Annotated in this window: 22 protein-coding genes; 14 read left to right on the top strand and 8 right to left on the bottom strand. The window is 64.0% G+C overall.

The window, feature by feature from the left end:
• Positions 1-8 precede the first annotated feature (8 nt).
• Genes K323_RS0112340 through K323_RS0112330 form a run of 3 tightly spaced genes read left to right on the top strand, consistent with a single transcriptional unit; the run spans position 9 to position 2,864 of the window.
• Positions 9-1,187: an ROK family transcriptional regulator gene (locus K323_RS0112340; RefSeq protein ID WP_022885589.1), complete on the top strand. Its 1,179-nt coding sequence runs from the start codon at positions 9-11 to the stop codon at positions 1,185-1,187.
• A gap of 1 nt (position 1,188) precedes the next feature.
• The gene (locus K323_RS0112335; RefSeq protein WP_022885588.1) at positions 1,189-2,100 is read left to right on the top strand and encodes a Gfo/Idh/MocA family protein; all 912 of its coding nucleotides are present in this window, start codon (positions 1,189-1,191) and stop codon (positions 2,098-2,100) included.
• The gene (locus tag K323_RS0112330; protein ID WP_022885587.1) at positions 2,097-2,864 is read left to right on the top strand and encodes an SDR family NAD(P)-dependent oxidoreductase; all 768 of its coding nucleotides are present in this window, start codon (positions 2,097-2,099) and stop codon (positions 2,862-2,864) included. The genes K323_RS0112335 and K323_RS0112330 overlap by 4 nt, the downstream gene beginning before the upstream one ends.
• A gap of 142 nt (positions 2,865-3,006) precedes the next feature.
• Here the strand turns inward: K323_RS0112330 and K323_RS0112325 are convergent, their stop codons facing one another.
• Complete coding sequence (locus K323_RS0112325; protein ID WP_157509425.1) at positions 3,007-3,738, bottom strand: hypothetical protein; 732 nt, start codon at positions 3,736-3,738, stop codon at positions 3,007-3,009.
• Positions 3,739-3,902: 164 nt separating this feature from the next.
• Here K323_RS0112325 and K323_RS25790 point away from each other — a divergent pair, with 164 nt between their 5' ends.
• The 3 genes from K323_RS25790 (at position 3,903) to helR (ending at position 8,461) form a co-directional block, all read left to right on the top strand.
• Positions 3,903-5,054: a sensor histidine kinase gene (locus K323_RS25790; RefSeq protein ID WP_157509424.1), complete on the top strand. Its 1,152-nt coding sequence runs from the start codon at positions 3,903-3,905 to the stop codon at positions 5,052-5,054.
• 86 nt (positions 5,055-5,140) lie between these two features.
• Positions 5,141-5,857, top strand: a complete 717-nt coding sequence (locus K323_RS0112315; RefSeq protein WP_425402278.1) for a response regulator transcription factor — start codon at positions 5,141-5,143, stop codon at positions 5,855-5,857.
• 375 nt (positions 5,858-6,232) lie between these two features.
• Entirely contained in the window at positions 6,233-8,461 is a 2,229-nt protein-coding gene (gene helR / locus K323_RS0112310) for an RNA polymerase recycling motor ATPase HelR (protein ID WP_026851594.1), read from the top strand.
• Positions 8,462-8,564: 103 nt separating this feature from the next.
• On the opposite strand, the gene K323_RS0112305 is transcribed toward helR, so the two are convergent.
• A complete protein-coding gene (locus K323_RS0112305; protein WP_022885582.1) occupies positions 8,565-9,554 on the bottom strand; it encodes a LacI family DNA-binding transcriptional regulator in 990 nt (329 codons plus the stop codon).
• A 98-nt stretch (positions 9,555-9,652) separates the two neighbouring features.
• A complete protein-coding gene (locus K323_RS25785; RefSeq protein ID WP_022885581.1) occupies positions 9,653-10,900 on the bottom strand; it encodes a Gfo/Idh/MocA family protein in 1,248 nt (415 codons plus the stop codon).
• Between the two features lie 196 nt (positions 10,901-11,096).
• On the opposite strand from K323_RS25785, the gene K323_RS25780 reads away from it, so the two are divergent.
• Genes K323_RS25780 through K323_RS0112285 form a run of 3 tightly spaced genes read left to right on the top strand, consistent with a single transcriptional unit; the run spans position 11,097 to position 14,237 of the window.
• A complete protein-coding gene (locus K323_RS25780; RefSeq protein ID WP_022885580.1) occupies positions 11,097-12,359 on the top strand; it encodes an ABC transporter substrate-binding protein in 1,263 nt (420 codons plus the stop codon).
• 7 nt (positions 12,360-12,366) lie between these two features.
• On the top strand, positions 12,367-13,332 hold the full coding sequence (locus K323_RS0112290) for a carbohydrate ABC transporter permease (RefSeq protein ID WP_022885579.1): 966 nt from the start codon (positions 12,367-12,369) through the stop codon (positions 13,330-13,332).
• Positions 13,329-14,237 carry a carbohydrate ABC transporter permease gene (locus tag K323_RS0112285; RefSeq protein WP_022885578.1) on the top strand — a complete coding sequence of 303 codons (909 nt, stop codon included), beginning with the start codon at positions 13,329-13,331 and terminating at the stop codon, positions 14,235-14,237. The genes K323_RS0112290 and K323_RS0112285 overlap by 4 nt, the downstream gene beginning before the upstream one ends.
• 164 nt (positions 14,238-14,401) lie before the next feature.
• Here the strand turns inward: K323_RS0112285 and K323_RS0112280 are convergent, their stop codons facing one another.
• From K323_RS0112280 to K323_RS0112260, 5 genes are read right to left on the bottom strand one after another with little or no spacing between them, the layout of a single operon-like run.
• On the bottom strand, positions 14,402-14,836 hold the full coding sequence (locus tag K323_RS0112280) for a TA system VapC family ribonuclease toxin (protein WP_022885577.1): 435 nt from the start codon (positions 14,834-14,836) through the stop codon (positions 14,402-14,404).
• Positions 14,837-14,867: 31 nt separating this feature from the next.
• Complete coding sequence (locus K323_RS0112275; protein WP_022885576.1) at positions 14,868-15,806, bottom strand: phosphotriesterase family protein; 939 nt, start codon at positions 15,804-15,806, stop codon at positions 14,868-14,870.
• Between the two features lie 22 nt (positions 15,807-15,828).
• Positions 15,829-17,331 (bottom strand): xylulokinase, encoded by a 1,503-nt coding sequence (xylB, locus tag K323_RS0112270; RefSeq protein WP_022885575.1) that lies wholly within the window; start codon positions 17,329-17,331, stop codon positions 15,829-15,831.
• A gap of 41 nt (positions 17,332-17,372) precedes the next feature.
• Positions 17,373-18,113 (bottom strand): SDR family NAD(P)-dependent oxidoreductase, encoded by a 741-nt coding sequence (locus tag K323_RS0112265; RefSeq protein WP_022885574.1) that lies wholly within the window; start codon positions 18,111-18,113, stop codon positions 17,373-17,375.
• A 26-nt stretch (positions 18,114-18,139) separates the two neighbouring features.
• Positions 18,140-19,114 carry a zinc-dependent alcohol dehydrogenase family protein gene (locus tag K323_RS0112260; protein WP_211219850.1) on the bottom strand — a complete coding sequence of 325 codons (975 nt, stop codon included), beginning with the start codon at positions 19,112-19,114 and terminating at the stop codon, positions 18,140-18,142.
• Between the two features lie 280 nt (positions 19,115-19,394).
• Here K323_RS0112260 and K323_RS0112255 point away from each other — a divergent pair, with 280 nt between their 5' ends.
• From K323_RS0112255 to K323_RS0112235, 5 genes are read left to right on the top strand one after another with little or no spacing between them, the layout of a single operon-like run.
• Complete coding sequence (locus K323_RS0112255) at positions 19,395-20,012, top strand: glucose-6-phosphate isomerase family protein (protein WP_022885572.1); 618 nt, start codon at positions 19,395-19,397, stop codon at positions 20,010-20,012.
• A complete protein-coding gene (gene eda, locus K323_RS0112250) occupies positions 20,009-20,659 on the top strand; it encodes a bifunctional 4-hydroxy-2-oxoglutarate aldolase/2-dehydro-3-deoxy-phosphogluconate aldolase (RefSeq protein ID WP_022885571.1) in 651 nt (216 codons plus the stop codon). The genes K323_RS0112255 and eda overlap by 4 nt, the downstream gene beginning before the upstream one ends.
• A 28-nt stretch (positions 20,660-20,687) precedes the next feature.
• A complete protein-coding gene (locus tag K323_RS0112245) occupies positions 20,688-21,656 on the top strand; it encodes a shikimate dehydrogenase family protein (RefSeq protein WP_022885570.1) in 969 nt (322 codons plus the stop codon).
• A 6-nt stretch (positions 21,657-21,662) separates the two neighbouring features.
• Positions 21,663-22,616 (top strand): NAD(P)-dependent oxidoreductase, encoded by a 954-nt coding sequence (locus K323_RS0112240; RefSeq protein ID WP_022885569.1) that lies wholly within the window; start codon positions 21,663-21,665, stop codon positions 22,614-22,616.
• Positions 22,617-22,646: 30 nt separating this feature from the next.
• Complete coding sequence (locus tag K323_RS0112235) at positions 22,647-23,510, top strand: SIS domain-containing protein (RefSeq protein ID WP_022885568.1); 864 nt, start codon at positions 22,647-22,649, stop codon at positions 23,508-23,510.
• Positions 23,511-23,708 lie beyond the last annotated feature (198 nt).

The following is a 23,708-nucleotide window of genomic DNA, read 5'->3' as shown; positions in this document are numbered from 1 at the left end:
CAACGACGATGACTTCACTCTCCGCCTCTGCGCACATCGACCCGTCGCCCGGGGGCATCCTGAACCTGGTTCGAAGCGGTGCCTCGGCTTCTCGTGCCGACATCGCGAGGGCTGCCGGACTCGCCCCGTCTACCGTCACGGCGCGGGTGGAAGCGCTGATCAGCAACGGATATCTCCGTGAGGCGGGTCCCGGAACGTCCAGCGGTGGCCGGCGACCGAAGCACCTCGAGGTGGATCCGGATGCCGGCGTTGCGCTCGGCGTGGACCTCGGCGCCCACCACGCCTCCTTCGGACTGTTCGACATGGGCGGAACCCTGCTGGCCGAGCGCCACCTCGACATGGACATCGCAGACGGCCCGCAGAAGATCCTCGCCTGGATAGCCGCGGAGGCCGATGCCATGGTGCGGGAGTCGGCCGGGAACGGCCAGCAGCTGCGTGGCATCGGTCTCGGCCTCCCTGGTCCAGTCGAATCGCCCGGCGGGCGACTCGTCTCTCCATCACGGATGCCCGGCTGGAACGGGGTCGACGCCGCGGCAATGCTCAGCGTGTTGGCCGGAGTGCCCGCGCTCGCCGAGAACGATGCGAACTTGATGGCTCTCGGCGAGCAGGTGAGCCTGGCGGAAGACGTTGATCACCTGGTGTTCGTCAAGGCGGGGTCGAGCATCGGCTGCGGCATCATCGCCTCCGGCAGGCTGTTCCACGGGCATCGCGGCATGGCGGGAGACATCAGCCACGTCTCGGTGCCGAATGCGCCGCAAACGCTGTGTTCCTGCGGACGGATCGGTTGCCTGGATGCGGTTGCAGGGGGAGCGGCCATCGTCGCCAGCCTTCGCCGCGCCGGCGTCGACGTCGCAGACACCGGTGAGGTGCTGCGCCTGGCAGAAGACGGTCATCCGCTTGCCACCCAGACGCTGCGGGACGCCGGCACCCGCACCGGGGGAGTGCTCGCGACGATCGTCAACTTCTTCAATCCGCAGCGACTGGTGCTCGGCGGCAACCTGAGCGAAGCCGACGCCTTCGTCGCCGGAGTCCGCTCGGCGATCTACACGGAGTGCCTGCCTCTGGCCACCGACCATCTCGAGATCGCCGTTACCCGTGCCAAGGCACTCGGTGGCACGATCGGGGCAGCGCAGCTGATGCTCGACCACCTGTTCGATACCAGGGTGATCAACGAGAGCCTGGCCTGAGATGCACTCGATCGCCATCATCGGCCAGGGGCGCATGGGCCGCACCCACGCAGAGGCCTGGTCGGATCTCGGCCTGGCCGACAACATCCGTTACGTCTGCACTCCAAGGCCGGGAGCGCCGCTTGACCACGCGCCGAGTGCCCGATTTGTGACGGAGCTCGATGACGTGCTCGCCGACGATGAGGTCGACATCCTCTCGGTGTGCACGCCGACGCCGACGCATGCCTCGATCGCCATCCGTGCGCTGGAGGCGGGGAAGAACGTGCTGCTTGAGAAGCCCATCGCACTGGGGGTTGACGAGGCTCACGCCATCGCTGAAGCGGCGGCGAACAGCACGGCGACGCTCATGGTGGCGCACGTCGTGCGGTTCTTCCGCGGCTATCAGGAGCTGCGCGAGACGGCGGATGCAGGTGGGCTGGGCCCTGTGAGGTCGGTCGATGCCAGTCGGTTGTCTGCGCTCTCGCGGGGGCAGTCATGGCTCGACGACGAGTCGCTTTCAGGTGGGGTGCTGGTGGACTTCGCCATCCACGATTTCGATCAGCTGAATCTCTTCCTCGGTACGCCGGCTCAGATCACGGCGGTGCAGCGAGGGGATCACGGGCGGACCCTGACCACAGTCGAATACGTCGGAGGCGGCGTCGGACGCGTGGAGACCTGTTCCCGGATGCCGCCCGGTCACGCATTCGAGAGCTCGCTCCGTATCGAGGGAGCGAACGGCTCCGAGTCGTTCCGCTACGTTGACGAAGCCAGTGACGACCGGCCATACCGGCGGCAGGCCGCCTACTTCCTGCACTGCATCGAGCACGGCGTACCCCCTGTTCTTTGTCCAACCGATGCGGCCGTACTGGCCTTGCGTGTTTCGTTGGCGGCACACGAATCCTTGCGACGCAACAGAACGGTGATGCTCCCATGAATGCGCTCGACAAATTCTCCCTGGCCGGCAAGATCGCGCTGGTGACGGGCGGCAACCAGGGCTTGGGCCGCGCGATGGCCGAGGCACTCGGCGACGCAGGGGCGGCTGTTGCGGTCACGTCGAGAACGCTGGAGTCTGCGCAGCGCACGGCGGCGGAGCTGGAGGAGCGGGGCATCCGTTCGTATGGGCTGCGCCTCGAGGTGACGGATGTCGACGACGTCGAGCACGCTGTCGACGAGGTGAGCCGGGAGTTCGGTGACATCGACATTCTGCTCAACAACGCGGGGATCGGCATCGGCGGAGCGGCATTCGAGGCTCCAGACGAAGACTGGCACGAGGTGTTCGCCACCAACGTCGATGGGGTCTGGTACTGCAGCAGGGCGGTTGGCCGGCGTATGAAGGAGCGCGGTGGCGGCACGATCGTGAACGTCGGGTCGATGTCGGCCGAGATCGTGAACCGGCCCCGCTGGCAGGCGTCGTACCTGGCGTCGAAGGCAGCTGTGCACCAACTCACGAAGGCGCTGGCAGCGGAGTGGGCGCCGTACGGGATTCGGGTGAACGCGATGGCCCCAGGGTACTTTCTCACCGAGATGGCGCCGGTCGACCAGCCGGAGTACCAGGAGTGGTGCGTTGAGCCGGCCGCGATGAAGCGTTACGGGATGCCGGCTGAGCTCGGCCCGGCGGCGATCTTCCTCGCCAGCGACGCGTCGAGCTTCATGACCGGGTCGATCGTCACCATCGACGGCGGTTTCACCCTGTTCTGAGCCGTTCGCGCCCGTTGCGCGCGCACGCTTGTCTTTCGCCAGCGCGCGCCAGTTGCGCGCGGATGCACCACGCGCGCATGGCGCATCCGCGCGTATCTGGAGCGCAGCGGCCTCGATGCCTGGACGGCCGGCCGCAGCGCGGTCAGGCGCTCGCCGCTGGGGAAGTCCCCGCAGCGACACTCCCCGTGCCAGGTGCCGCCGAGATCCCGGCCGTCGTGACCGCGGTTCCGCTCATCCACAGCGCCACCGGGCTCCGCCACACCGCGACCGCCAGCGCGACGAACGACGCGAGGTACAACAGCCCGGAGACCAGGGTTGCCCACTCCGTGAAGTTCGTGCCGACGAACTCGACCAGGAGGAACGCCCACAGGGTGTACGGCACCCACCGCGGTCCTGCTTTGGCGCGCAGCAGTCCGATGCCGAGCAGCAACAGCCCCAGCACGGTGCCGATCGTGCCGGCCATCATCAGGATCATCAGCGGCCAGGGCAACCCACCGCCCAGCAGACCGGCGTAGACGGCGTGGTTGGCTTCATCCGCTGCCATGCCCAGCTGAACAAGCTGCGCCCCGCCGAACACCGCGTGACCGAAGCCGCCGATCACGGCGATCGTGCCACCGATGTTCGCGAGGATCGGCGACCGGTCGGCTATAAGGTGCGCAATTCCGAGAACCGCGATGATGAAGGCCAGCTGCGACACCACAAACGCGAAAGCCGAGATCGTCGCCCTGGCACCGGCATCCGCCATCGCACCCAGCTGATCGGTCGGCGACTCGGCCATCACCGGCTCGAGTGCAATCCACACGACGCTGAGGGATGCAGCCAACACGAGGCTGATCGCCACTCCCATGCGCCGGAACTTCGCTGTCTGAACCATGATTCTCCCTTTCACCACCTGTGTCGGCTTCACCGCCTGTATCGGCACTGTGGCCTGCTTGCGAAGGTATGGGTCGCCGCCGTCGCTCGTCATCGGCCGGGGGTTGACAGAACTGTCAACTTCAGGAGACTTCGCAAATGCGCAGCGCTGGCTAGGCTGGGGCCGTGAACCGACGGATGCTTCACCGCGTGCTCGACGCAGCATTCGCAGCCCTTTTGGCCGCGATCGCCATCGTCGAGATCTGGCTGCCGCTGGACTCGGCCGAGGGCGACGGCTCCCCGGTGCTCAGCACGGTCGTCGCGGTGATCCTCTGTGCAGCTCTGGCGTTCAGGCGGGTGTGGCCGCTGCCGGTGGCCCTCATCGTGCTCCTCACCTGGCCGATAGTGTTTGCAATCCACCCGATCCTGATCCTGTTCTGGGGCCAGTTGGTTCCGATCGTGGTCGCCACTTATTCGGTCGCGCGTTATGCCAGGCCCCTCGGCTCGTACGTCGGCGGTCTGGCTGCTGTCGCCTGCCTGCTGTTCTTCGACTTCAACGTCGAGGAGCTGCAGGATCCGGGCGAGATCTTCTTCCACTGGCTTGTGGTGCCCCTGTCGTGGGTCATCGGCAAGGTCGTGCACACCTCGGAGCGGCGGGCGACTGAATCCCGGCAGCTGGCCATCGAGATTGAGACGGAGAGTCGAACACGCGTGCTGTCGGCCATCTCCGACGAGCGCGCGCGCATCGCTCGTGAGCTGCACGATGTCGTGGCCCATGCGGTCAGCGTCATGGTGGTGCAGGCCGGCGCGGCAGAGCAGGTCGTCACCGACGATCCGGAATATGCGCGCAAGGCGCTCGCCACGATTCGCACGACGGGGGCGGATGCCCTCACTGAGATGCGCAGGCTGGTCGCCATGGTGCGAGACGACGATGACCCGGGCGACCTGCGCCCGCAGCCGGGAATGGGCGGGCTCGAAGCACTGGTCGACGATGCCAGGTCAGGCGGACTGGACGTGAGTTTCAGCGCCGAAGGCGACGTGCGCGCTCTGCCCACTGGCCTTGACCTCGCTGCCTACCGAATTGTTCAGGAGGCGCTCTCGAACGTGCGCAGGCACGCATCCGCTTCCCGTGTCGAGGTGATCGTGCGGTATGCGCCCGATTCTGTGGTGCTCGAAGTGCGTGACGATGGCACCGGCGGCCACGGTGATGTCACGCATGGGCACGGGCTGATCGGGATGCGTGAGCGGGCCGCCCTGTATGGCGGCAGCCTTGAGGCGGTGGCGTCAGACGGACGCGGGTTCACCGTGCGCGCGGTTCTGCCGATGGTGGCGCAGTGAACGACGGCGTAGTGAACGACGATGTGACCAGTGGCGACGCCGTGAACAGGGGCGCCGAGAAGGGGGATGCTGTGAGTGCGGATGCCGTGAGTGCGGATGCCCGAGGTGGGATCGCTGCGATCCGGGTTGTGGTGGTCGATGACCAGGAGCTGGTGCGCGGCGGGTTCCGGCTGATCCTGGAGCGGGCGGGAATGGAGGTCGTCGGCGAGGCGGGGGACGGTGTCGAAGCAGTGCGACTGGTTCGTGAGCTTGACCCAGACGTGGTGCTGATGGACATCCGGATGCCGTTGATGGACGGCGTGGAAGCAACCGGAATGATCATGGCTGGCCCTGAACCGCGGCCGCGCGTGCTCGCGCTGACCACATTCGACCTGGACGAGTATGTGTACCGGGCGGTCAAGGCCGGGGCCAGTGGTTTTCTGCTCAAGGACGTGTCGCCAGACGATCTGGTGCACGCCGTGAAGATGATCGCCCGCGGCGACACCCTGCTGGCGTCGGCGGTGACGCGGCGCCTGCTCGAGCAGTTCTCGCGCCGTCCGCTAGAGGGTGAGTTGCCTGCCCGGGTTGCGGCTTTGGGCGAGCGAGAGGTCGAAGTGGTGCGGCTGGTGGCACGCGGGCTCGGCAACGCCGAGATCGGACGGGAATTGTTCCTCAGTGAGGCGACAGTGAAGACGTATGTCTCCCGGTTGCTGGCGAAGCTTGAGTTGCGCGACCGGGTGCAGATCGCCGTGCTCGCGTACGAGTCCGGATTGGTGCAGGCTGGCGGAGCAGTGCACTCCGAGCGGTCCGATTCCCTCGGTTGAGGTATGCGCCACGCGCGCATGGCGCATTGGCGCGCAGATGGCGCATGGCGACCGCGGCGGCGACGCGCCGATCAGGGCGCAGGGCACAAAAAAGGGAAGGAGTGCACGCACTTCCTTCCACTCCTAATTTATAGCGCACAGGGGGGCTTGCGGCAAGGCCCCCTCCGTGCCGCAGACTGTTCCACCGAGGCCGGAGCCTCGCGGAAATGGGAGTTGTGAAACGCGTGTGTTGTTCTCGAGAAAGACCGCCGACCAGTGTGATCCGAAGGAGTGCCGGGACCCGAAAGTGTGCCCCGACCCGAAAATGTGCCCGACCCGAAAGAGTGCGAAAGCCACGAATCCCGGATCGGAGCCGCCGAAGTGGAGGCCTCTGACGTGCAACCGCTGACCACGAGCGCATTCAACCTGCCAGACCGCCTCGCCGCGAAGGCAGACCCTGCGCTGATCATCGGCGACGAGCGGCACTTTGCGGCCATCGCCGAAAGCCTTGAGCAGTCGATCGCCGAACTGTCTGACCGGCTCGATGTCGTGCGGATGGCACCCGGTGGAATCGGCCAGGAGGCGATGGACCGCGACCTGGAGATTCACCGGCTGACCGCGCGCCTGCGCACTCTGCGGCGCTTCGGGCTGGACCTCTGCCTCGGACACATCGTGAGCGAAGACCAGCAAGAGCCCGTGTACATCGGACGACTCGGCCTCGTGGACAACGAGGGACGTCGGTTGTTGCTCGACTGGCGTTCCCCCGCGGCTGAGCCGTTCTTCGGAGCGACCCACGCGAACCCGATGGGGCTGAGAAGTCGACGCCGGTATCGCTGGACCCGTGGACGGATCAGCGACTACTGGGATGAAGTGTTCGCCTCCGACGGTCTGGAAGGGCGTGCAGCGCTCGACGACCAGTCCGCCTTCATTGCCAGTCTCGGCAGCAGCCGTTCGCCGCGGATGCGGGACGTACTCAGCACCATCCAGGGCGACCAGGACGCGATCATCCGGGCGGGTTCGCGCAGCGCGCTTGTGGTCGACGGTGGCCCTGGCACCGGCAAGACGGTCGTCGCTCTACACCGCGCGGCCTACCTCCTCTATTCAGACCCTCGGCTCGCGCCCGGCGGCGGTGGCGTGCTGTTTGTCGGCCCCAGCCCGGAATATCTCGCCTATGTCGACGACGTCCTCCCTAGCCTCGGAGAGGAGAGCGTGCAGATCTGCACGCTGCGTGACCTCGTCGCTGAGGGGTCCACTGCGGCAATCGAGGCCGACCCGGCTGTTGCTCGCCTGAAATCGTCGGCAGGCCTGGTGGCGGCGGTCGAGACGGCTGTCCGTTTCTATGAGCAGCCCCCGTCGCGGGCCCTGCTGGTCGAGACCCCGTGGGCCGACATCTCGCTCAGCGCCACAGAATGGGCGGATGCATTTGATGCAGCGGATGCGGGCACACCGCATAACGAGGCGCGTGACCAGGTCTGGGAGGCGCTCCTCGACCTCCTGATCGATCAGTTCGACGGCGCTCAGTTCGACGGCCCTGGGTTCGACGGCGCTGCGGAGGTTCCCCCGCACCTGCTGCGCCGAGCTCTGGTGCAAAACGAGGATCTGACCCGCACGTTCAACCGGGCGTGGCCGCTGCTCGACCCGGTCGGCGTCGTCGGGGACCTGTGGTCTGTGCCGGCCTATCTTCAGAAGTGTGCGCCCTCGCTCACGGCAGAGGAGGCGCGGGTGCTGCGGCGTACTGATGCCGGGGCCTGGACGGTCTCCGATCTGCCCTTCCTCGACGCTGCGCGGCAGCGGATCGGTGACCCGGACGCCTCGCGTCGCCGGCGTCGCCGAGAGGCGGCCGTCGCCGCAGAGCGCGAGCGCATGGACGTCGTCGTCACCGACCTGATCGCGGCCGACGACTCCGAGATGCGCGTGATGACGATGCTGGGCGGGCAGGACTTTCAGAACACCCTGGTCGACGAGGCCGGTCTTCCCAGCACAGATCCTGACCGGCTCGCAGGCCCGTTCGCGCACATCATCGTCGACGAGGCCCAGGAGCTCACGGATGCCCAGTGGCAGATGCTGCTGCGCCGCTGCCCGTCTAGGAGTTTCACCATCGTCGGAGACCGCGCTCAGGCCAGGCACGGGTTCACCCAGTCGTGGCAGGAACGACTCGAGCGGGCCGGGCTGGTGAACGTCACCGTGTCGTCGCTGAGTATCAACTACCGCACGCCGGAAGAGGTCATGGCCGAAGCGGAACCGGTGATCAGGGCCGTGCTGCCTGACGCCAACGTGCCGACGTCCATCCGCAGCAGCGGCGTCCCCGTGGTGCACGCATCCGTTTCGGATCTTGGCTCGATCCTCGACACCTGGCTCGCCGCGCACGTGGAAGGAACCGCCTGCGTCCTCGGCACCAGCGTCCTCGGCACCGGCGACGTCGAAGCGGGCGTCATCGAAACCGACACGACCAGGGCGTCGCCGCGCGTTCGGTCGCTGACCCCTGAGCAGTCGAAGGGCCTCGAGTTCGACCTGGTCGTCCTGATCGATCCAGAGTCGTTCGGCACGGGCATCGAAGGCGGGGTCGACCGCTACGTCGCGATGACGCGCGCGACGCAGCAACTCGTGATCCTGACGAGCAGCTGAGTTCGGCCGGGCTCACGCGCCACACACGCGCCACTTACGCGCGCATGCGCCACGCGCGCATGGCGCATACGCGCGCAGGTGGCGCGCGGTCGCGGGCCCGGCGTTACGGGCAGCCGCAGGACTGCCGCACGATGAGCGTGCCCGCCAGCAACTGTTCATCTTCCGGCGGCTGCTCACGATGGAGCAGCTGAGCCACCGCCTTCGCCGCAAGGTCTTGTACCGGCTGTCGCACGGTGGTGAGCGCCGGCCACGAGTACTCCGACTCCGGCGACCCGTCGAACGACGCGATCGCGATCTCGCCTGGCACCGCCAGGTCAGCCTCGTGCAACGCACGCAGCACGGCGCTGGCGAGCATGTCCGAACTCACAAAGACGGCGTCCACCGAGTCATGAGAAGCGGCAAGCGCCTGGCCAGCTGCGTACCCGCCCTCGCGGGTGAACTTCGCGTCGAAAAGCGGCCCAGGTGCCAGCCCCGCTTCGGTGAGCGTCGATAGCCAGCCGCCATAGCGGGCATCCGCCATCTCACCGATGAACGCAATGCGGGTGTATCCATGCCAAATCAGGTGAGCAGTCGCATCCCGTGCACCGGCCGCTAGATCGACACCCACTCCGAGCGCGCCGTCGATCGTCGTCGACTGGTTGAGCATCGCCCAGCGCACACCCGTCGCGTTGAAGCGGTCGACATCCAGTGCATCGATCTCGCCGGTCAGCAGCACCCCGTCCACCTGCCGCGACGCCAGGGTCTGCAGATACTCGAGACGTATTGCCTTGCTGTCATTCGCGTTCAGCACGAGAACCGCGAACCCTTTGCTGCGCGCCACCGTCTCCACCCAGCGGCACAGCTCAGCCCAGAACGGGTTCGTGCTGTCTGGCACGATGACCCCGATCATGTGCGACGACCCGAGCTTGAGCGCCCTGGCAGAGGCGTTCGGCGTGTAGCCGAGCAGCCGCACGGCCTCGCGCACCCGTTCGGCGGTGGCCGGAGCTACCGGGGCACCGCCGTTGAGCGTGTAGCTGACGACGGCATCGCTGACCCCGGCGTAGCGCGCCACATCCTTGCGCGTCACCTTGCGGTTGCCGGGGATCGCCGTCATGGTCCTGTTCCGTCGGGTGAAAGTGGGCACAAACGTCGGTCATCGCCACCAATGATCGCCGCTTTCCAGAATGATAGCCGTCAGTTTCTGCCCGGCGTCTACACCGTGCCGGTCGTCGACATGCTGTCGCCGGTTGAAACGGATGCCGCTTCCGGCGCGTCCCCGAAGTCGGGTACCGTCAGGCGTTCCCCGCCCTGCAACGCTGACCGGTGCGCGATGATGCCAGGCAAAGTGAATCGTGCCGCGACCCAGGCGTTGACCGGCGGCAGAGTGCGGCCGTTCACGGCTGTGACAAAGTCATCGACGAGGAAGTGGTGGCTCCCCTCGTGGCCGTTGTGTGCTCCGACGAACTCCTCTGGGAGTCGCTCGACGTCGTGCACCCTTGAGTGCCCAGACACGAACGAATCCCTCAGGGCTGGGTCGACGTGAGCGAGGAGCGGATCGTCGGCATCCGTCGTCGCATCTGTTGCCAGCAGCTCAGAGACGTCTTCGACACCCTTCTTGTCTTGCCAGAACGAGACCGTGGCGAGCTGCTCGAAGCTGCCCTCTGTGCCGAAGTAGCGGAAGCGGCTTTCGCGCAGATGTGACGGGTATCCGACACGGCGCATCTCGTTGATGCGCATCGACCCGCCGCCGGAGAGCTCGAACAGGGCAGTGGCGTTGGAGAAGTCGTTGTCGAACATGCTGATGTCGCGGTCGAACACTCCGTCATCGCGTTCGTCGCGCACGCCGATGCAGCTGACGCTGATGGCGTGGCCCGGGATGGCGCCGAGCACGCCGCCGATCGAGTGTGTGGGGTAGAGCATCGGCGGGTAGCTGGCGGTGCGTTTCCACTCGGCGCCCCCGCTGTACTTGTATGCCTCGTAGAAGCCGAGGTCCATGTCGTGCACGTAGTCGCCCTCTGCATAGAAGATGCGCCCGAACTTGCCGGCCGCCAGCTGTTTGCGGGCGAAGATCGTCGCCGGGTTGTAGTAGCTGGTCTCGCCCATCATGTAGGTGAGGCCGGTCTCCCGCACGGCTTCGATGATGGCCGCGATCTCCTCTTCGGCGATGGCCATCGGCACGGCGGAGTAGACGTGCTTTCCGGCACGAAGCGCCTTCACGACGAGCGGCCCGTGCGTCCAGCGCTGGGTGAAGATCGCGACGGCGTCGATGCTGTCGTCTGCCAGCAGGGCATCGAAGTCCGCTGCAGTGCCATCGAGGTCGAGGCTGGCGTCCAGTGCGGTGGCGCGCTCGGGCAGAACGTCGGTGACGACGACGCGCGAGACGCCCGGATGCAGCTGAAACAGTGCGGCGAACTGGCCGGAGAACTGGCCGGCGCCGACGATTCCCAAGGAAAACGGCATGGGTGAGACCTTTCTGAAAACGGTGTGCGTTGAGTGTGACATCGAATATTACTCGAGTCAATAGAACTGAAGAATTTCGCTCGTACTGGTTGCGCTGCAGAGTTTACTCGCGTAAATTGCTCCGCAGGCACCTCCCGAATGGGCGTCAGCCTGACTCCCGTGCACCGCAGCAACCATCCAACGAAGGAAAATGACAATGAAGTCTCGCGTGCTTCTTCTCGCCGCCGCCTCTGTCGCCGCCGCCGCACTGCTCGTCTCGGCATCCGGCTGTAGCGCCGGGTCCGGTTCCGACTCCGGATCCATCGAATTCCAGACGTTCGCCTCCGTCGATTCCAAGCTGATGTCGACGATCGAGGAGGTGACCGCCCGCTTCGAGGAGGAGAACCCCGACATCGATTTGAAGCTGGTCGCCTCGAGCAACAACTACGAGGCCGACATCAAGGTACGGCTGGCCTCTGGCAACATTCCAGACATCTTCGGAACGCACGGCTGGTCGCTGCAGCGTTACAGCGAGTTCCTCGAGCCGCTGCAAGACGAACCGTGGGCGAAGAACTTCAACCCGGTTCTCGACTCCGCAATGAAGAACGACACGGGCGAGTTCTTCGCGTTTCCGGTCGACACCGACGTGGCGGGCATCATCTACAACGGCGATGTGCTCGACGCTGCCGGGGTGGATCCGGCCGAGATCACCACCTGGGAGGCGTTCGAGAAGGCAGCGGATGCCGTGAAGGCGAACGGAATCACCCCCATTTCGGTCTCTGGCAAGGCCGGTGGCCCGTCTGGCAACATTGCAGACTGGCTGGCTGCCGGTGCCTATGACGAATCCCAGCTGGCCGAGCTCGAGGCTGGCACCTTCGTCGACGAGCCGTACAGCGAGGTGCTCACCAAGATCGCCGACTGGCGCGAAGCCGAGTACTTCAACCCCGACTACTCCTCGGCGACCAGCGACGACATGACACGCGCTCTCTCCGACGGCCAGGCGGCATTTGAGTTCAGCCAGAATTCGCGGGTCAATGACGCACTGCAGTACAACCCCGATGCGAACATCGGCTTCATGCCGGTTCCATCGATGACCACGGATGCCCCATACCTCATCGGCGGGGAGATGAACGCTTACGGCATCTCGAAGACCAGCAAGCACCTCGAAGACGCGAAGACCTTCATCGCCTTCCTCGCTGAGCCGGAGAACGCCACAGCGCTCGCCGAAGCCGCCGGCAACCTGCCGGGGATGACCAACGCCACGGCAGACCTCGGCCCGCTGCAGGAGAGCTTCGACACCTACGTCGGCTCAGGCGAATACCCGCTGATGCCGTACTTCGACAGGGTCTATCTGCCGAACGGCATGTGGAACACCATGGTCACCACCGCCGACTCGGTGATCACCGGGCAGTCGGATGTCGACCAGGCCGTCGGCCAGATGGCCAGCGACTTCAAGAGCCTCGCTGCCCAGGACAAGTAGCCGGCCGATGGCAACGCTCATCGCCCCGACCCTGCCGAAACGGAACCGGCCAAAACGGAACCGGCCAAACGGCGCGCTGAAACCTGCCCGCGGCATCCGTTCACCGCTTGGTGGCCCGGGGATCAACCTGCTCTACGTGCCGGCGCTGCTGCTGTTCGCCGTGTTCACGATCTACCCGCTGCTCAACGGCATCGCGCTCTCGTTCACGAACTGGAACGGGTACAGCCTCGAACGGGCAGGGGTGGGTTTCGACAACTACGTTCGGCTGTTCCAGGACGACACGTTCCGCCTGGTGCTGGTGAACACGTTCATCTACGGCATCGGCAGCACGATCATCCAGCAGATTCTGGGGCTCGGACTGGCGCTGGCCCTCGATCGCAGGATGCGCGGCCTGAACGCGGCGCGCGCCATCATCTACCTGCCGGTGCTGGTGTCGCCGGTGGTGATGGGCACCATGTATTACCTGCTGTTCCAGTACAACAACGGGGCGTTCAACGACATCGTGACCGGGCTCGGTGGTGAGAAGGTGGCGTGGCTGGCCAACGCGGATGCCTCGATCGCCATCATCGTGGCCGTGAACTCCCTGCAGTTCGTCGGCATCTCGATGATCATCTACCTGGCCGGGCTGCAGTCGATTCCGCAGATGTACTACGAGGCATCCACGGTTGACGGCGCCAGTCCGGTGCAGCAGTTCCGGTACATCTCGCTGCCGCTTTTGCAGCCCGCGTTCGCCACCAGCATCGTGCTGAACCTGATCGGCGGGCTCAAGCTGTTCGACGTGATCCAGGTGCTCACCGGGGGAGGGCCGGGCTATGCCACGAACTCGGTGTCGACGCTGATCGGTGTCGCCTACTTCGACAACCAGAGCGCCGGATATGCGTCCGGCATGGGGGTCGTGCTGTTTCTCATCATCGTGGTGTTCACGCTGGCGTTGAACACCCTTCTGAACCGTCGTCGTTTGGAGCAACAATGACTGTCATCGCGCCGCGTCCGCCTGTCGTCGCCGGGTCAGAGGGTGATAATTCGAGGCATGGTGAAACGGATGCGCCGGGCCGCGCCGGCCGTGGGCCGTCGCGTTGGCTGATCGGAGCCGGCCTCCTCGTCATCGTGTTCCTGCAGCTGTTGCCGTTCTACGTGGCGCTGACGACCGCGCTCAAGGAGCGAACCGACCTGTCGTCGCAGTGGGTGTTCCCGATTGCCGACATCTTCTTCGGCAACTTCGCCACGGCGATCGAGAGCGGCAACATCCTGCGCGCGATCGGCAACAGCGTGATCGTGACGGTGGTGTCTACGGTGCTGGTGTGTGTGCTGGGGGCGCTCGCCGGGTATCCGTTGGCCCGTCGTCGGTCGGTGCTGAACACCGGTGTCAGCCTGCTCAACATCGGGCTGATCATGATTCCGCCGCTCAGCATCCTGGTGCCGCTGTACACGCTGCTGAACCAGATGGGGGCGGTGAACACGTATTGGGGAGTGATCCTGGTCATGGTGACGGCGCAGTTGCCACTCGCGATCTTCCTTTACACGGCGTTCATGCGGTCGCTGCCGATCTCGGTGGAGGAGGCGGCGACGATGGACGGGGCGAGTCGGCTGCAGATTCTGTTCCGGGTGGTGTTTCCGATGTTGAAGCCGGTGACGGCGACGGTCGTGATTCTCACCGGTGTGGCGGTGTGGAACGAGTTCGCGCTGTCTGGTTACATCCTCACGGCGCCGGAGATGCAGACGATTGCGCCGGCGATCGCGTCGTTCTTCTCGGTGCAGAGCAACAACCTTCCAGCGGCCGCCGCAGCGTCGTTGATGGCGGTGCTGCCGGTGCTGGTGGCGTACCTGTTCCTGCAGAAGTTCTTCATCAAGGGACTGGTGACCGGGGCGGAGAAGTAGCGCACTGTTCCCCGCGCGAGTTCCCCACCCTGTCCCCGGATTCGGATACATGAGGCGTGGGGCGGCGTGTCGTGCCTCTTGCGACGGTGTGTCGCCCGATTAACCGGATCGGGGGACAGAGGTACAGGGTGAGGGGACGCAAAACGCTCTGAATCGGACCCCCGCTACGCCGCCAGCCGGGGATCGACGATGCGCAGGTAGTCGAAGCGTCGAAAGTCGCGGTCCAGGGTGACGACGGGGCAGGAATGCGCCCGCGCAACGGCGGCGATGTATGCGTCAGGGATGAGGTTGTCGCGGGCCTGGCCTGCAGTGGCGGTCTCTTTGAAGATGTCGAGTCCATCCGTCAGCCCGGGCACTGACCTATATGAGGGCGAGGTGACGACCGCCTCCGTGAAGGCAAAGGCTTCTTCCACGGTGGACGGTACCTCGAAGATGTGGGTGCTGGTGACGAGCCTCAGGAACCCGACCCAGACGAAGTCCGGAACTGCGATTCCGTCACCAGTGGTGAACACCTGATCGGACCAGGGCCGCACCTGTGGATGATGAGGATGGTCGGCGCGGAATGCCGCCAGGAGCACGTTGACATCGAGAACGATCACGAGAGGTCGCCGCTCGTGCGAATCAGCCGGATTACATCGAGAGCAGCCGAGCGCCGTTCTCCACCAATATGCGAGTGCAATCGGACGCACCGATTCGGGTGACGAGTCTTGGGACAAAACGCAGGGGAAGGTAGCTGAGGCCTGGCATACCGCCGTATGAAAGGTACCTCGACGCCCTCGCGACATCTCCGCCAAGTACGATCCGGGAGCCGGCGCCGCCGTCGACGCACGCAACGAGGCAGTCGATGATCGCGGAATCGGGTGCCTCGCGGTGCCTGGCCATACCGTCGTAGCCGAGATAGGCGCCTCGTTCTGCGAGCGAGATGTGTAGACCGGCATCCAGGTTTCGATCGACGTGCGCCAGCACTACGCGGGTCGAATCGACACCGAATCCAGCAAGAATGTCGAGCACTTCGTGGCTGGCTGACCCGTAGTCGAGGTGCACCATTATGGGTGCACCGGTCGACAGGTGTGCGCTGGCGGCCGCCTCGAGAACGCGCTGCTCGAACGGACCGATGTGCCAATAGCGGATGCCCGCCTTGAGAATGCCCGCTCGGATCGGATCACCATCCGGGGTCCGTGCCGGGCTGCCGTCGGTCAGACGTAATCCTCGTTCGACATCCGACGTGAACAATTGAACCAGCCTGTCGACCGAGGATCCGCGCAGCGGATCATCATCCGAATAGTGACCGCTGTGATGCGCGCCGGTGGCGTGGACAACTGCGAGGCCAGTGGATGCGCTGATGCGAGCGACTGCTTCGACATTGCGTCCCAACGACGTGGGTGTCGCCTCGATCATCGCCGTGACTCCGTCGCGAAACAGGAGCTCTGCTTCTTGGCCGGATGCGGCCTCGTTATCCAATTCGTCGCCTGGAAGAAGCGGAGAGACCTGAAAGAGATGCTCGTGGTAGTCGAGCACACCCAGCTGAGAAGGCTCGATGTCCCCGAGTACGGTGCGGACGATGGTCATCGGTCAGTACTCCGGACCCTCACTATGCGCGTCTTGCGGCCACAGACTCGAACCAGCCCTCGAGCCGCTGATACGCATCGATGAATTCCTCATACTCTCGTCCATAGCGCGTGTGCCTGGCGACATCCGGCTCACGTCGTTCTGTGCGAGTAGAGAGGGTGGCGGCAATGTCAAAGCTGTCGAAGATTCCGACTCCGATTCCACCGACGACTGCCGCTCCGATCGCGTTCGCCTCGTCGACCAGGTTTCGGGCGGTGACGGGAACACCCCACACGTCGGCAAAGATATCGAGGAGGGTCCCCGCGTGTGCTGCTCCGCCGATTGCATCGATCGATGACACCGAGATCCCATTGTCGCTGAACGCCTTCAGTCCTGTATAGAGATTGAAGGCAACGCCTTCGAGGACGGCCCGCGTGAGATTGCCGCGATTATGGTGCATCAGCAGCCCGCCGAAGGCGGCGCGAGCCTTGGGGTTCCAATATGGCGACCGTTCGCCGAGGAGGTGCGGCAGGAAGAACAGGCCGTCCTCCGAAGCGGCCGTATCTCTGGCACCACCGAGAAGGTCCGCATACCGGTCTTCCTGTCCTGGGGAGAGCACCTCAGTGATCCATTGGAGCGAGGCGCCGCCTGTTTGCATGGTGGCAGTCGGGACGAAGCGATCCGGAATCACATGGTTGAAAGTCATTGACCTCATGAGCGGATCGTGCAACGGCCGCGTCGCGCTTACCGACACCCAGGACGAAGAGCCCAGATAGGCGTACGCACCCGACGACGCGTCAACGATCCCGGCGCCCAGTGCCGCCATTGGACCGTCGCCCCCGCCGATGACAACCGGAGTGCCCTCGGCGAGACCGGTCGCGGAAGCAGCCTCCCTGGTCACAGCGCCGATGACCGTCGTCGAATCCACGATCTCAGGGAAGAGTCCAGGGTCCAGCTGAGCCGCTTCGATCAGTTCGGCAGACCAGGATTTCGCCGACTGGTCGTATGCGTTGGTGCTGGATGCATCGGACGGGTCAGTTGCCCTCACTCCGGTCAATCGGTAGGCAACGTAGTCTTTGGCTTGAAGCATCGTGTCGACGCGTGCAAAGACCTCGGGTTCCGTGTCGCGTATCCACATCATTTTCGACAGCGAGTACGTGGGGTTCAGCCGATGTCCGGTGATCTGATATCCGCGTTCCATTCCGACACGTTCGACCAGTTGCTGGCATTGCACGGTTGAGCGGGTGTCTGCCCAGATGATGGCCGGTCGCACCGGTTCCCCTGCACCGTCGATCGCAACAACCCCCATCATCTGCCCCGAAAATGACACCGCATCAATTTGGGACGAGTCAACGTCCCCCTTTTCAAGCAGCATGCGGCTCGCCCGTGCCAGTGCGTTCCACCAATCCTCGGGGCTCTGTTCCGCGCGGCCGCCCGAGCCGAAATCGGCACCGTATGACACCGAGACTGCGGCGACCATGGTTCCGTCATTGTCTACGAGAGTTGCCTTGTTCCCGGTTGTGCCGAGATCGTGGGAGATGATCACGTCTGTTCCTTCTGTTCGAGGTTCTGCTATTCGCTCCTGCCTCAGCGCAGCGAATAGCCGCCGTCCATGAGGAGCTCAGAGCCGGTGAAGTACGAGGCGTCGTCGCTCAGAAGAAAGGAGACTGCGCCCGCGACTTCCGCCGGAGCGGCGAAGCGCGCGAGCACGATGTCTCGTTTCCAGACATCGTGCATGTCGGCCTTGAGATGGTTCAGCGGAGTGTCGACGTACCCGGGAGACAGCGAGTTGAGTCGAACTCCGCGGGGACCCCATTCCACGGCAAGCGATCTTGTCAGCGCGGTGACCGCGGCCTTCGAGGTGTTGTATGCGCTCTGGCGCTGCGGGAAGTTCACAACCGCGTTCCCGGACATCGACGCAATATTGACGATTGCGCCGCCCTCGCGCGCCAGCAGTTCCCGGCCGAACGCCTGACAGGTAAGAAACACGCCGCGGAGGTTCACTCCGAGGACCGCGTCGAACTGGGCGATTGGCATATCTTCCGCCGCGACATTGTCTTCGACGATGCCAGCACTGTTGACGAGGTCGATCGGCCGGTCATCTGTGGCATAGAGGTCCGCTACCACTCGGGCGACGGATTCGGGCGAGGCGAGATCCATCTCGATCCCTTGAACGGTCGAGGGAAGGGTCTCAAGGCCTCGAAGGTCTAGACCGTAGACTTCTGCGCCGTCCTCAAGCAACCGTGCGACGATTGCCTGTCCGATACCGCCGGCCGCGCCGGTGACGGCAATGCGTCGTCCATTCAGTCGTGATTCTGTGTTTACCATGAGGGATCTCTTTCTCGATCGAGTTATTAGAGTTGGGGAACCATGACGGATTTGATTTGGGCGGAGTCCTTCAGATTGTCCAGCGCCTGGCCGAAATCGGCGAGACCGAGTTCACTGGTGATCATGCCCTGCGTCGAGACGACACCAGACTGCAGCGCAAAAAGTGCCCGGCCGATGCAGTTGGCCTGCGCAAACGAACCCTTGATTGTGAGTTCTCGGCTGAAAACCTCGTATGGCCTGATCGCCGCCGTCGCGTTCTCGCCTGCGAGCCCGTAGACGAGGAGAGTCCCGCCTGTACGCGTCAGCGATACCGCGGATTCGAGTACGGCCGTCGATCCGGTCGCTTCGACGACAGCATCGAAGCCCTCGGGAGCGATGGTTCGGAGCCGGTCGAGGGCGGCCCGCGGATTGCTCCGGTCCATCTGCACCGTATGAGCTGCGCCGTGTTGAGCAGCGAGGGCGAGCTTCGACGCGGTAGGGGCGGCGACGGTCACTCGTGCTGCTCCGGCCATTCTGAGAAGCTGAGCAAGGATGAGTCCGGTTGGCCCTGCACCAAAGATGAGAACATCGGATGCCGGGGACAGCCCGAGCACGTCGACTCCATGCATTGCGCAGGCCGTGGGCTCGGTGAAGACAGCGATATCGGGATCGAGGTCGCCGATCGGATAGAGCTTGCTTGCGCGTACGACCACTTGTTCTGCAAAACCGCCTGGGGCATTGCAGCCGAGCGAGATGAATTTCTCGCAGTACAGCTGTGTGCCGCGTCGGCAGGCGGAGCACTCTCCGCAGAAAACGGTGTTGTCGACGACGACCCGGGTGCCGATTGCGGGCCACGTCACGCCATCACCGTGTGCGGCGACTTCAGCGACCATTTCATGGCCGGGAACCAGTGGGAACGTGGCAATGAACCCGCCGTGAAGGAGGTGTTCGTCCGTGCCGCACACCCCGGTCTTGACGATGGTCAGCAACGCCTCACCCGGTCCGGGTGTCGGTGTTTGCACATCCTCGACCTTCCATTGCGAACCCTCGCGGAAGACAACTGCCCTCATGCGGAGAACCCGCGGAAGCTTCCGATGCAGCGGGCGCTCCACGCCAGTGTGCCTGATCTCATCTGAATCTCCTTCGACTCGGGTTGCTTACCACCAACAATTAGTAAAACTACAACCAACCCGAAAGTTTAGCCCAAGTGTACCCAAATTGTGGCAAATATTGGCAACTTATGGGCCACCGCCGTGTGCGCGTTGTAGTATGACTACATTCACCTCGCTCAAGGAGGAGTGCATGACGCATCCTGATCAGTCCATCGACCAACCGACCCTGCTGGAGATCTTCGCCAACGGAGAACTCAGCGGTCATTCCCGTCACTACGAGAAGTACGCGGGTGACATGGCCGGCGTCTATCTGGATTCCGCCGACTGGGAACGCCAGGTCGCCCATGGAGGCGCTGACCGGCTGGTGTATTCAGTGAACGAGCAGAAGTACCAGGAAGGGCCTGGCGCCCTCACCATTGGCACCAGCACCGTGCATCCCGGCATCTACGGCGACGAATACGCTGTCACTCGCGGACACCTGCACGCCGTCTCCGACCGGGCGGAGCTCTACTACTGCTTGAGTGGCAACGGCGTCATGCTGCTCGACACCGTTGACGGACAAACGAACGCCATCGAACTGGCGCCTGGCAAAGCGGTCAATGTTCCTGGGCAATGGGTGCACCGCAGCGTCAATGTCGGCACGGAACCGTTTGTCACGTTGTTCTGCTACGCAGCCGACGCTGGCCAAGACTACGGCCTCATCGCGGCAGCAGGGGGCATGAAGACGATGATCGTGCGCGACGGAGACGGCTGGACGACGATTCCGAATCCCCGCCACATCGGATATGCCAGGAGCAGCGCCGCATGAGTGATTCCGTGATTGAACGGCTCGCTTCGGCGCGCATCGTTCCCGTGGTCGAGATTCTTGACGCCAATCGCGGTGTCGAGCTGGCCAGGACTCTCGCCGATGCGGGACTTCCGCTGATGGAAGTGACCCTCCGAACCCCAGCCGCGTTGAACGCAATCCGCGCAATTGCCAGTGAGGTGCCCGGGTTCCTGGTCGGGGCCGGCACTCTCTTGGATCCAGGGAGCGTGGCTGCGGCGATAACTGCCGGAGCGCATTTCGGTGTGTCTCCCGGGTTCACGCCGTCGCTCTCTCGTGCCGCCGGGGACGGCGGACTTCCATTCATTCCCGGCGCCGTGACCGCTTCGGAGATCCTCTCGGCGACCGAGAGTGGCCACAGGCACGTCAAGTTCTTTCCCGCGGAACAGTCGGGTGGTGCTTCAGCAATTGCATCGTTGAGCGCGCCGTTCGCCGCACTCGGCATCCGTTTTATGCCGACCGGTGGCATCCGCCCGGCCAACCTGAATGCATATCTCGCCTTGTCGAGCGTATTCGCTGTCGGCGGCACCTGGATTGCGACGCGCGATCAAATCGACCAAGGCCGGTTCGACGATATTGGTGCCGCTGCACGACTGGCCGTCGCCACCGTCGCGGCCGGCCGGGATGCGTAACAGCGAACCAGATAGGGGAAACACAGGCATGTCACGCACGTTCCAGTACAACAACCTCGAGTCGGCGACAAGGCCGACCTTCTATTTCATCGGGGTCACAACAGGTAGTTCTTCGATCCGATCCGTTTTCCCCCGGTGGGCGACCGCGCTCGGAATGGATGACGTGGAGCTGGTCGGGATCGATCTCAGCCTCCATGCACCCGCTGAGCACTATCGAGCTGTCGTCGAGTTCATCAAAGGGGACTCGCTGAGCCTCGGTGCACTGGTGACCACGCACAAACTCGATCTCTATCGAGCGGCACGAGACCTGTTTGACGAGATTGATCACCTTGCGTTATTGATGGACGAGGTCAGTTGCCTGTCGAAACGAGACGGCCGACTCCGAGCGCACGCCAAAGACCCCATCTCTTCCGGCCACGCACTCGACGCATTTCTGCCCGCGGGCTACTTCTCGTCTGAACCAACCGACCTCGTCATCTTCGGAGCCGGTGGTTCAGCCATCGCGATCGACTGGTACCTAAGTCGGCCAGAACGCGGCACGGACCGGCCGAAACAGGTGATGGTGACCAATCGCAGTGCCAGTCGACTTGAAACTCTTCGTGCGGTTCATGACGCAACGGGAACCGGCATTTCGCTTGGCACCCACGTCGCCCCGTCTCGGGAAGACAATGATCGCGTGTTGACCACGGCTCGACCGCGTTCAGTCGTGATCAATGCAACGGGCCTGGGGAAGGACGCGCCTGGATCACCTCTCTCGGATCTCGCCGTATTTCCCGAGAGTGCGGTGGTCTGGGACCTCAACTACCGGGGTGACCTGCTCTTTCTCGACCAGGCGAATGCCCAGGCCGATGAGCGGTCCCTCCGGGTCGAAGACGGCTGGATCTACTTCATTCACGGATGGACGCAGGTCATCGCCGAGGTGTTCGACATCACCATCCCGACCAGCGGTGCCCGATTCGACGAACTGGCAGCCATCGCGGCCGCCACGAGGTCGTGAGCTCCAGTGTCCAGGGAGACAAGCCCCATCCGAATCCTGGTGACGCCGCGGTCAATGACCGCAGCCGGACTGGATACCGTTCGTGAACTCGACCCGCTGCGCGAGCGCGGTTATGAGCTGATTTCAGGCCCTGCTGGGCGGATGCCGACCGAAGACGAGCTGGCTGAACTGTGCCAGGGCGTGGCTGGCTGGCTGGCTGGCGTTGAGCGCATCTCAGGCCGGGTGCTCGATCAGGCGCATGATCTGCGCGTGATCAGCCGGAATGGTGTCGGGGCGGATGCCGTGGATCTCGACGCTGCCAGTGCGCTTGGGATTGAAGTCGCGCTTGCTCGCGGGGCGAATTCACGTGGCGTCGCCGAACTCGCGCTGACTCTTATTCTTGCCGCGTTGCGCGACGTCCCGCGGTCGAACTCCACTTTGCACGCCGGTGGGTGGCAGCGAACTCTCGGGCGCGAGATGCCAGACGTGACGGTCGGGGTTGTTGGGTTTGGGGCAATCGGCAGGTTGGTTGGCCACTTTGCGTACAATCTCGGGTCACGGGTTCTCGCTTATGACCCGTTCTCCCCCGTCGATGCGGCATCCGGAGCGCAGGCAGCGAGCCTCGACGAACTATTCTCCGACGCAGACGTGATCACGCTGCATAGCCCACCGCCCGCGGACGGGCGGCCATTGATCAACGGTGCATTGCTCTCTCGAATACGCCCTGGAACGATTCTCGTCAACACGGCCAGGTCATCCCTCGTTGAGGACGACGCGGTGCTGGCAGCGCTGCTGTCCGGGCGCTTGGGCGCGTACGCGGTGGATGCATTCGATACGGAGCCGCCTCAGCTGAATGAGCTACTGCGGCACGAGCGGACCATACTGACTCCGCATCTGGGCGGATACACCGCAGCAAGTACCCGGCGAGCGACGGAACTCTCTGTGGCGAATCTTCTCGCTACGCTGGAGCCTCAGGCCTAGGTGTCTGGCTACCTATCGAGAGAAGACAGCATGCCGCACTCCACTAACGCCCCGCTTCTCGAACACCTCAATGAAGTGATGGGCTCGATGCGCAATTCTGAGCGCAAGGTCGCCCAGCTGGTCGCCAATAACCCGACCTTTGTGATGAATTCCACGATGGCCGCAGTCGCCGATGCGGCAGGCGTGAGCGAGCCGACAGTGATGCGGTTTTGCACGAGTCTCGGCTTCGGCGGTTTCCAACAGTTCAAGATGTCGCTGGCCCAGACGCTCGCCCTGGGGATTCCGGCAACCCTCTCGACGATCGGTCGGGATGACTCTCTCGAAGTACTGACCACCAAGATCTTCGACCACACGATCAGCAGCCTCGACCGGGCGCGCCGGTTTCTCGATGTGGAGCAAATCGAGCGTGCTGTGCAGGCGATCCTGGACGGGACCTCGCTCACACTCGCCGGACTTGGTGCCTCTGCAATCATCGCGCTGGATGCCGAGCAGAAGACCGCACTATTCGGCATCCCCTGCTCTGCACCCATCGACCCTCACCAACAGTTTATGGCCGCCTCGATGGCTGGTCCTGGCTCTGTCGTCATCGCAATCTCAAACACGGGGCGCACGCAGTCGATCGTACAGATCGCGCAGGTTTCACAAACGAACGGTGCGACCGTGATCGGCGTCTCTGGAGAGGCGGGCCCGCTGCTGGATCACTGCAATATTCCCCTTATCGTGAAAACGATCGAAGACACGGATATCTATACGCCGACGGTGAGCCGGTTGGCTGGACTTGTGATCGTCGACATCCTGGCAACCGCGGTGGCGCTGCGACGGGGTCCGAAGCACATGGAACGACTCATGGACATGAAAGAGGGACTGGCACTTTTCCGTCAGCACGACGCGTAGCTAGATCACCGGCCCTATCTGAATGAGCGGCGAAGCACACTACAGTGCTGCCCGAAGCCGTCCCGCCGAGCGATGAAATGTAGCCAGACTACGAATTTCTGGAACTTTAGGCCTTTTGAGTTGTGACGATTCCCGACTTGACCTACTATGACGTAGTACTACTACATACTTCCTGAATCTGTACGCGAAGGAGCGACC

The sequence above is a fragment of the Glaciibacter superstes DSM 21135 genome (assembly GCF_000421145.1).
GTDB lineage: Bacteria > Actinomycetota > Actinomycetes > Actinomycetales > Microbacteriaceae > Cryobacterium > Cryobacterium superstes.
The sequence above is the reverse complement of the archived record's forward strand: the minus strand, read 5'-3'. Positions and strand labels throughout refer to the sequence as shown.

What these genes read in the sequence shown, in the direction of transcription:
- K323_RS0112305 (WP_022885582.1), bottom strand. Translation starts at nt 9,554, where the DNA reads ATGACGGCGATCCCCGGCAACCGCAAGGTGACGCGCAAGGATGTGGCG.
- K323_RS25780 (WP_022885580.1), top strand. Translation starts at nt 11,097, where the DNA reads ATGAAGTCTCGCGTGCTTCTTCTCGCCGCCGCCTCTGTCGCCGCCGCC.
- K323_RS0112325 (WP_157509425.1), bottom strand. Translation starts at nt 3,738, where the DNA reads ATGGTTCAGACAGCGAAGTTCCGGCGCATGGGAGTGGCGATCAGCCTC.
- K323_RS0112285 (WP_022885578.1), top strand. Translation starts at nt 13,329, where the DNA reads ATGACTGTCATCGCGCCGCGTCCGCCTGTCGTCGCCGGGTCAGAGGGT.
- K323_RS0112335 (WP_022885588.1), top strand. Translation starts at nt 1,189, where the DNA reads ATGCACTCGATCGCCATCATCGGCCAGGGGCGCATGGGCCGCACCCAC.
- K323_RS0112340 (WP_022885589.1), top strand. Translation starts at nt 9, where the DNA reads ATGACTTCACTCTCCGCCTCTGCGCACATCGACCCGTCGCCCGGGGGC.
- K323_RS0112255 (WP_022885572.1), top strand. Translation starts at nt 19,395, where the DNA reads ATGACGCATCCTGATCAGTCCATCGACCAACCGACCCTGCTGGAGATC.
- K323_RS0112235 (WP_022885568.1), top strand. Translation starts at nt 22,647, where the DNA reads ATGCCGCACTCCACTAACGCCCCGCTTCTCGAACACCTCAATGAAGTG.
- eda (WP_022885571.1), top strand. Translation starts at nt 20,009, where the DNA reads ATGAGTGATTCCGTGATTGAACGGCTCGCTTCGGCGCGCATCGTTCCC.
- K323_RS25785 (WP_022885581.1), bottom strand. Translation starts at nt 10,900, where the DNA reads ATGCCGTTTTCCTTGGGAATCGTCGGCGCCGGCCAGTTCTCCGGCCAG.
- K323_RS0112245 (WP_022885570.1), top strand. Translation starts at nt 20,688, where the DNA reads ATGTCACGCACGTTCCAGTACAACAACCTCGAGTCGGCGACAAGGCCG.
- K323_RS0112290 (WP_022885579.1), top strand. Translation starts at nt 12,367, where the DNA reads ATGGCAACGCTCATCGCCCCGACCCTGCCGAAACGGAACCGGCCAAAA.
- K323_RS0112275 (WP_022885576.1), bottom strand. Translation starts at nt 15,806, where the DNA reads ATGACCATCGTCCGCACCGTACTCGGGGACATCGAGCCTTCTCAGCTG.
- K323_RS0112265 (WP_022885574.1), bottom strand. Translation starts at nt 18,113, where the DNA reads ATGGTAAACACAGAATCACGACTGAATGGACGACGCATTGCCGTCACC.
- K323_RS0112330 (WP_022885587.1), top strand. Translation starts at nt 2,097, where the DNA reads ATGAATGCGCTCGACAAATTCTCCCTGGCCGGCAAGATCGCGCTGGTG.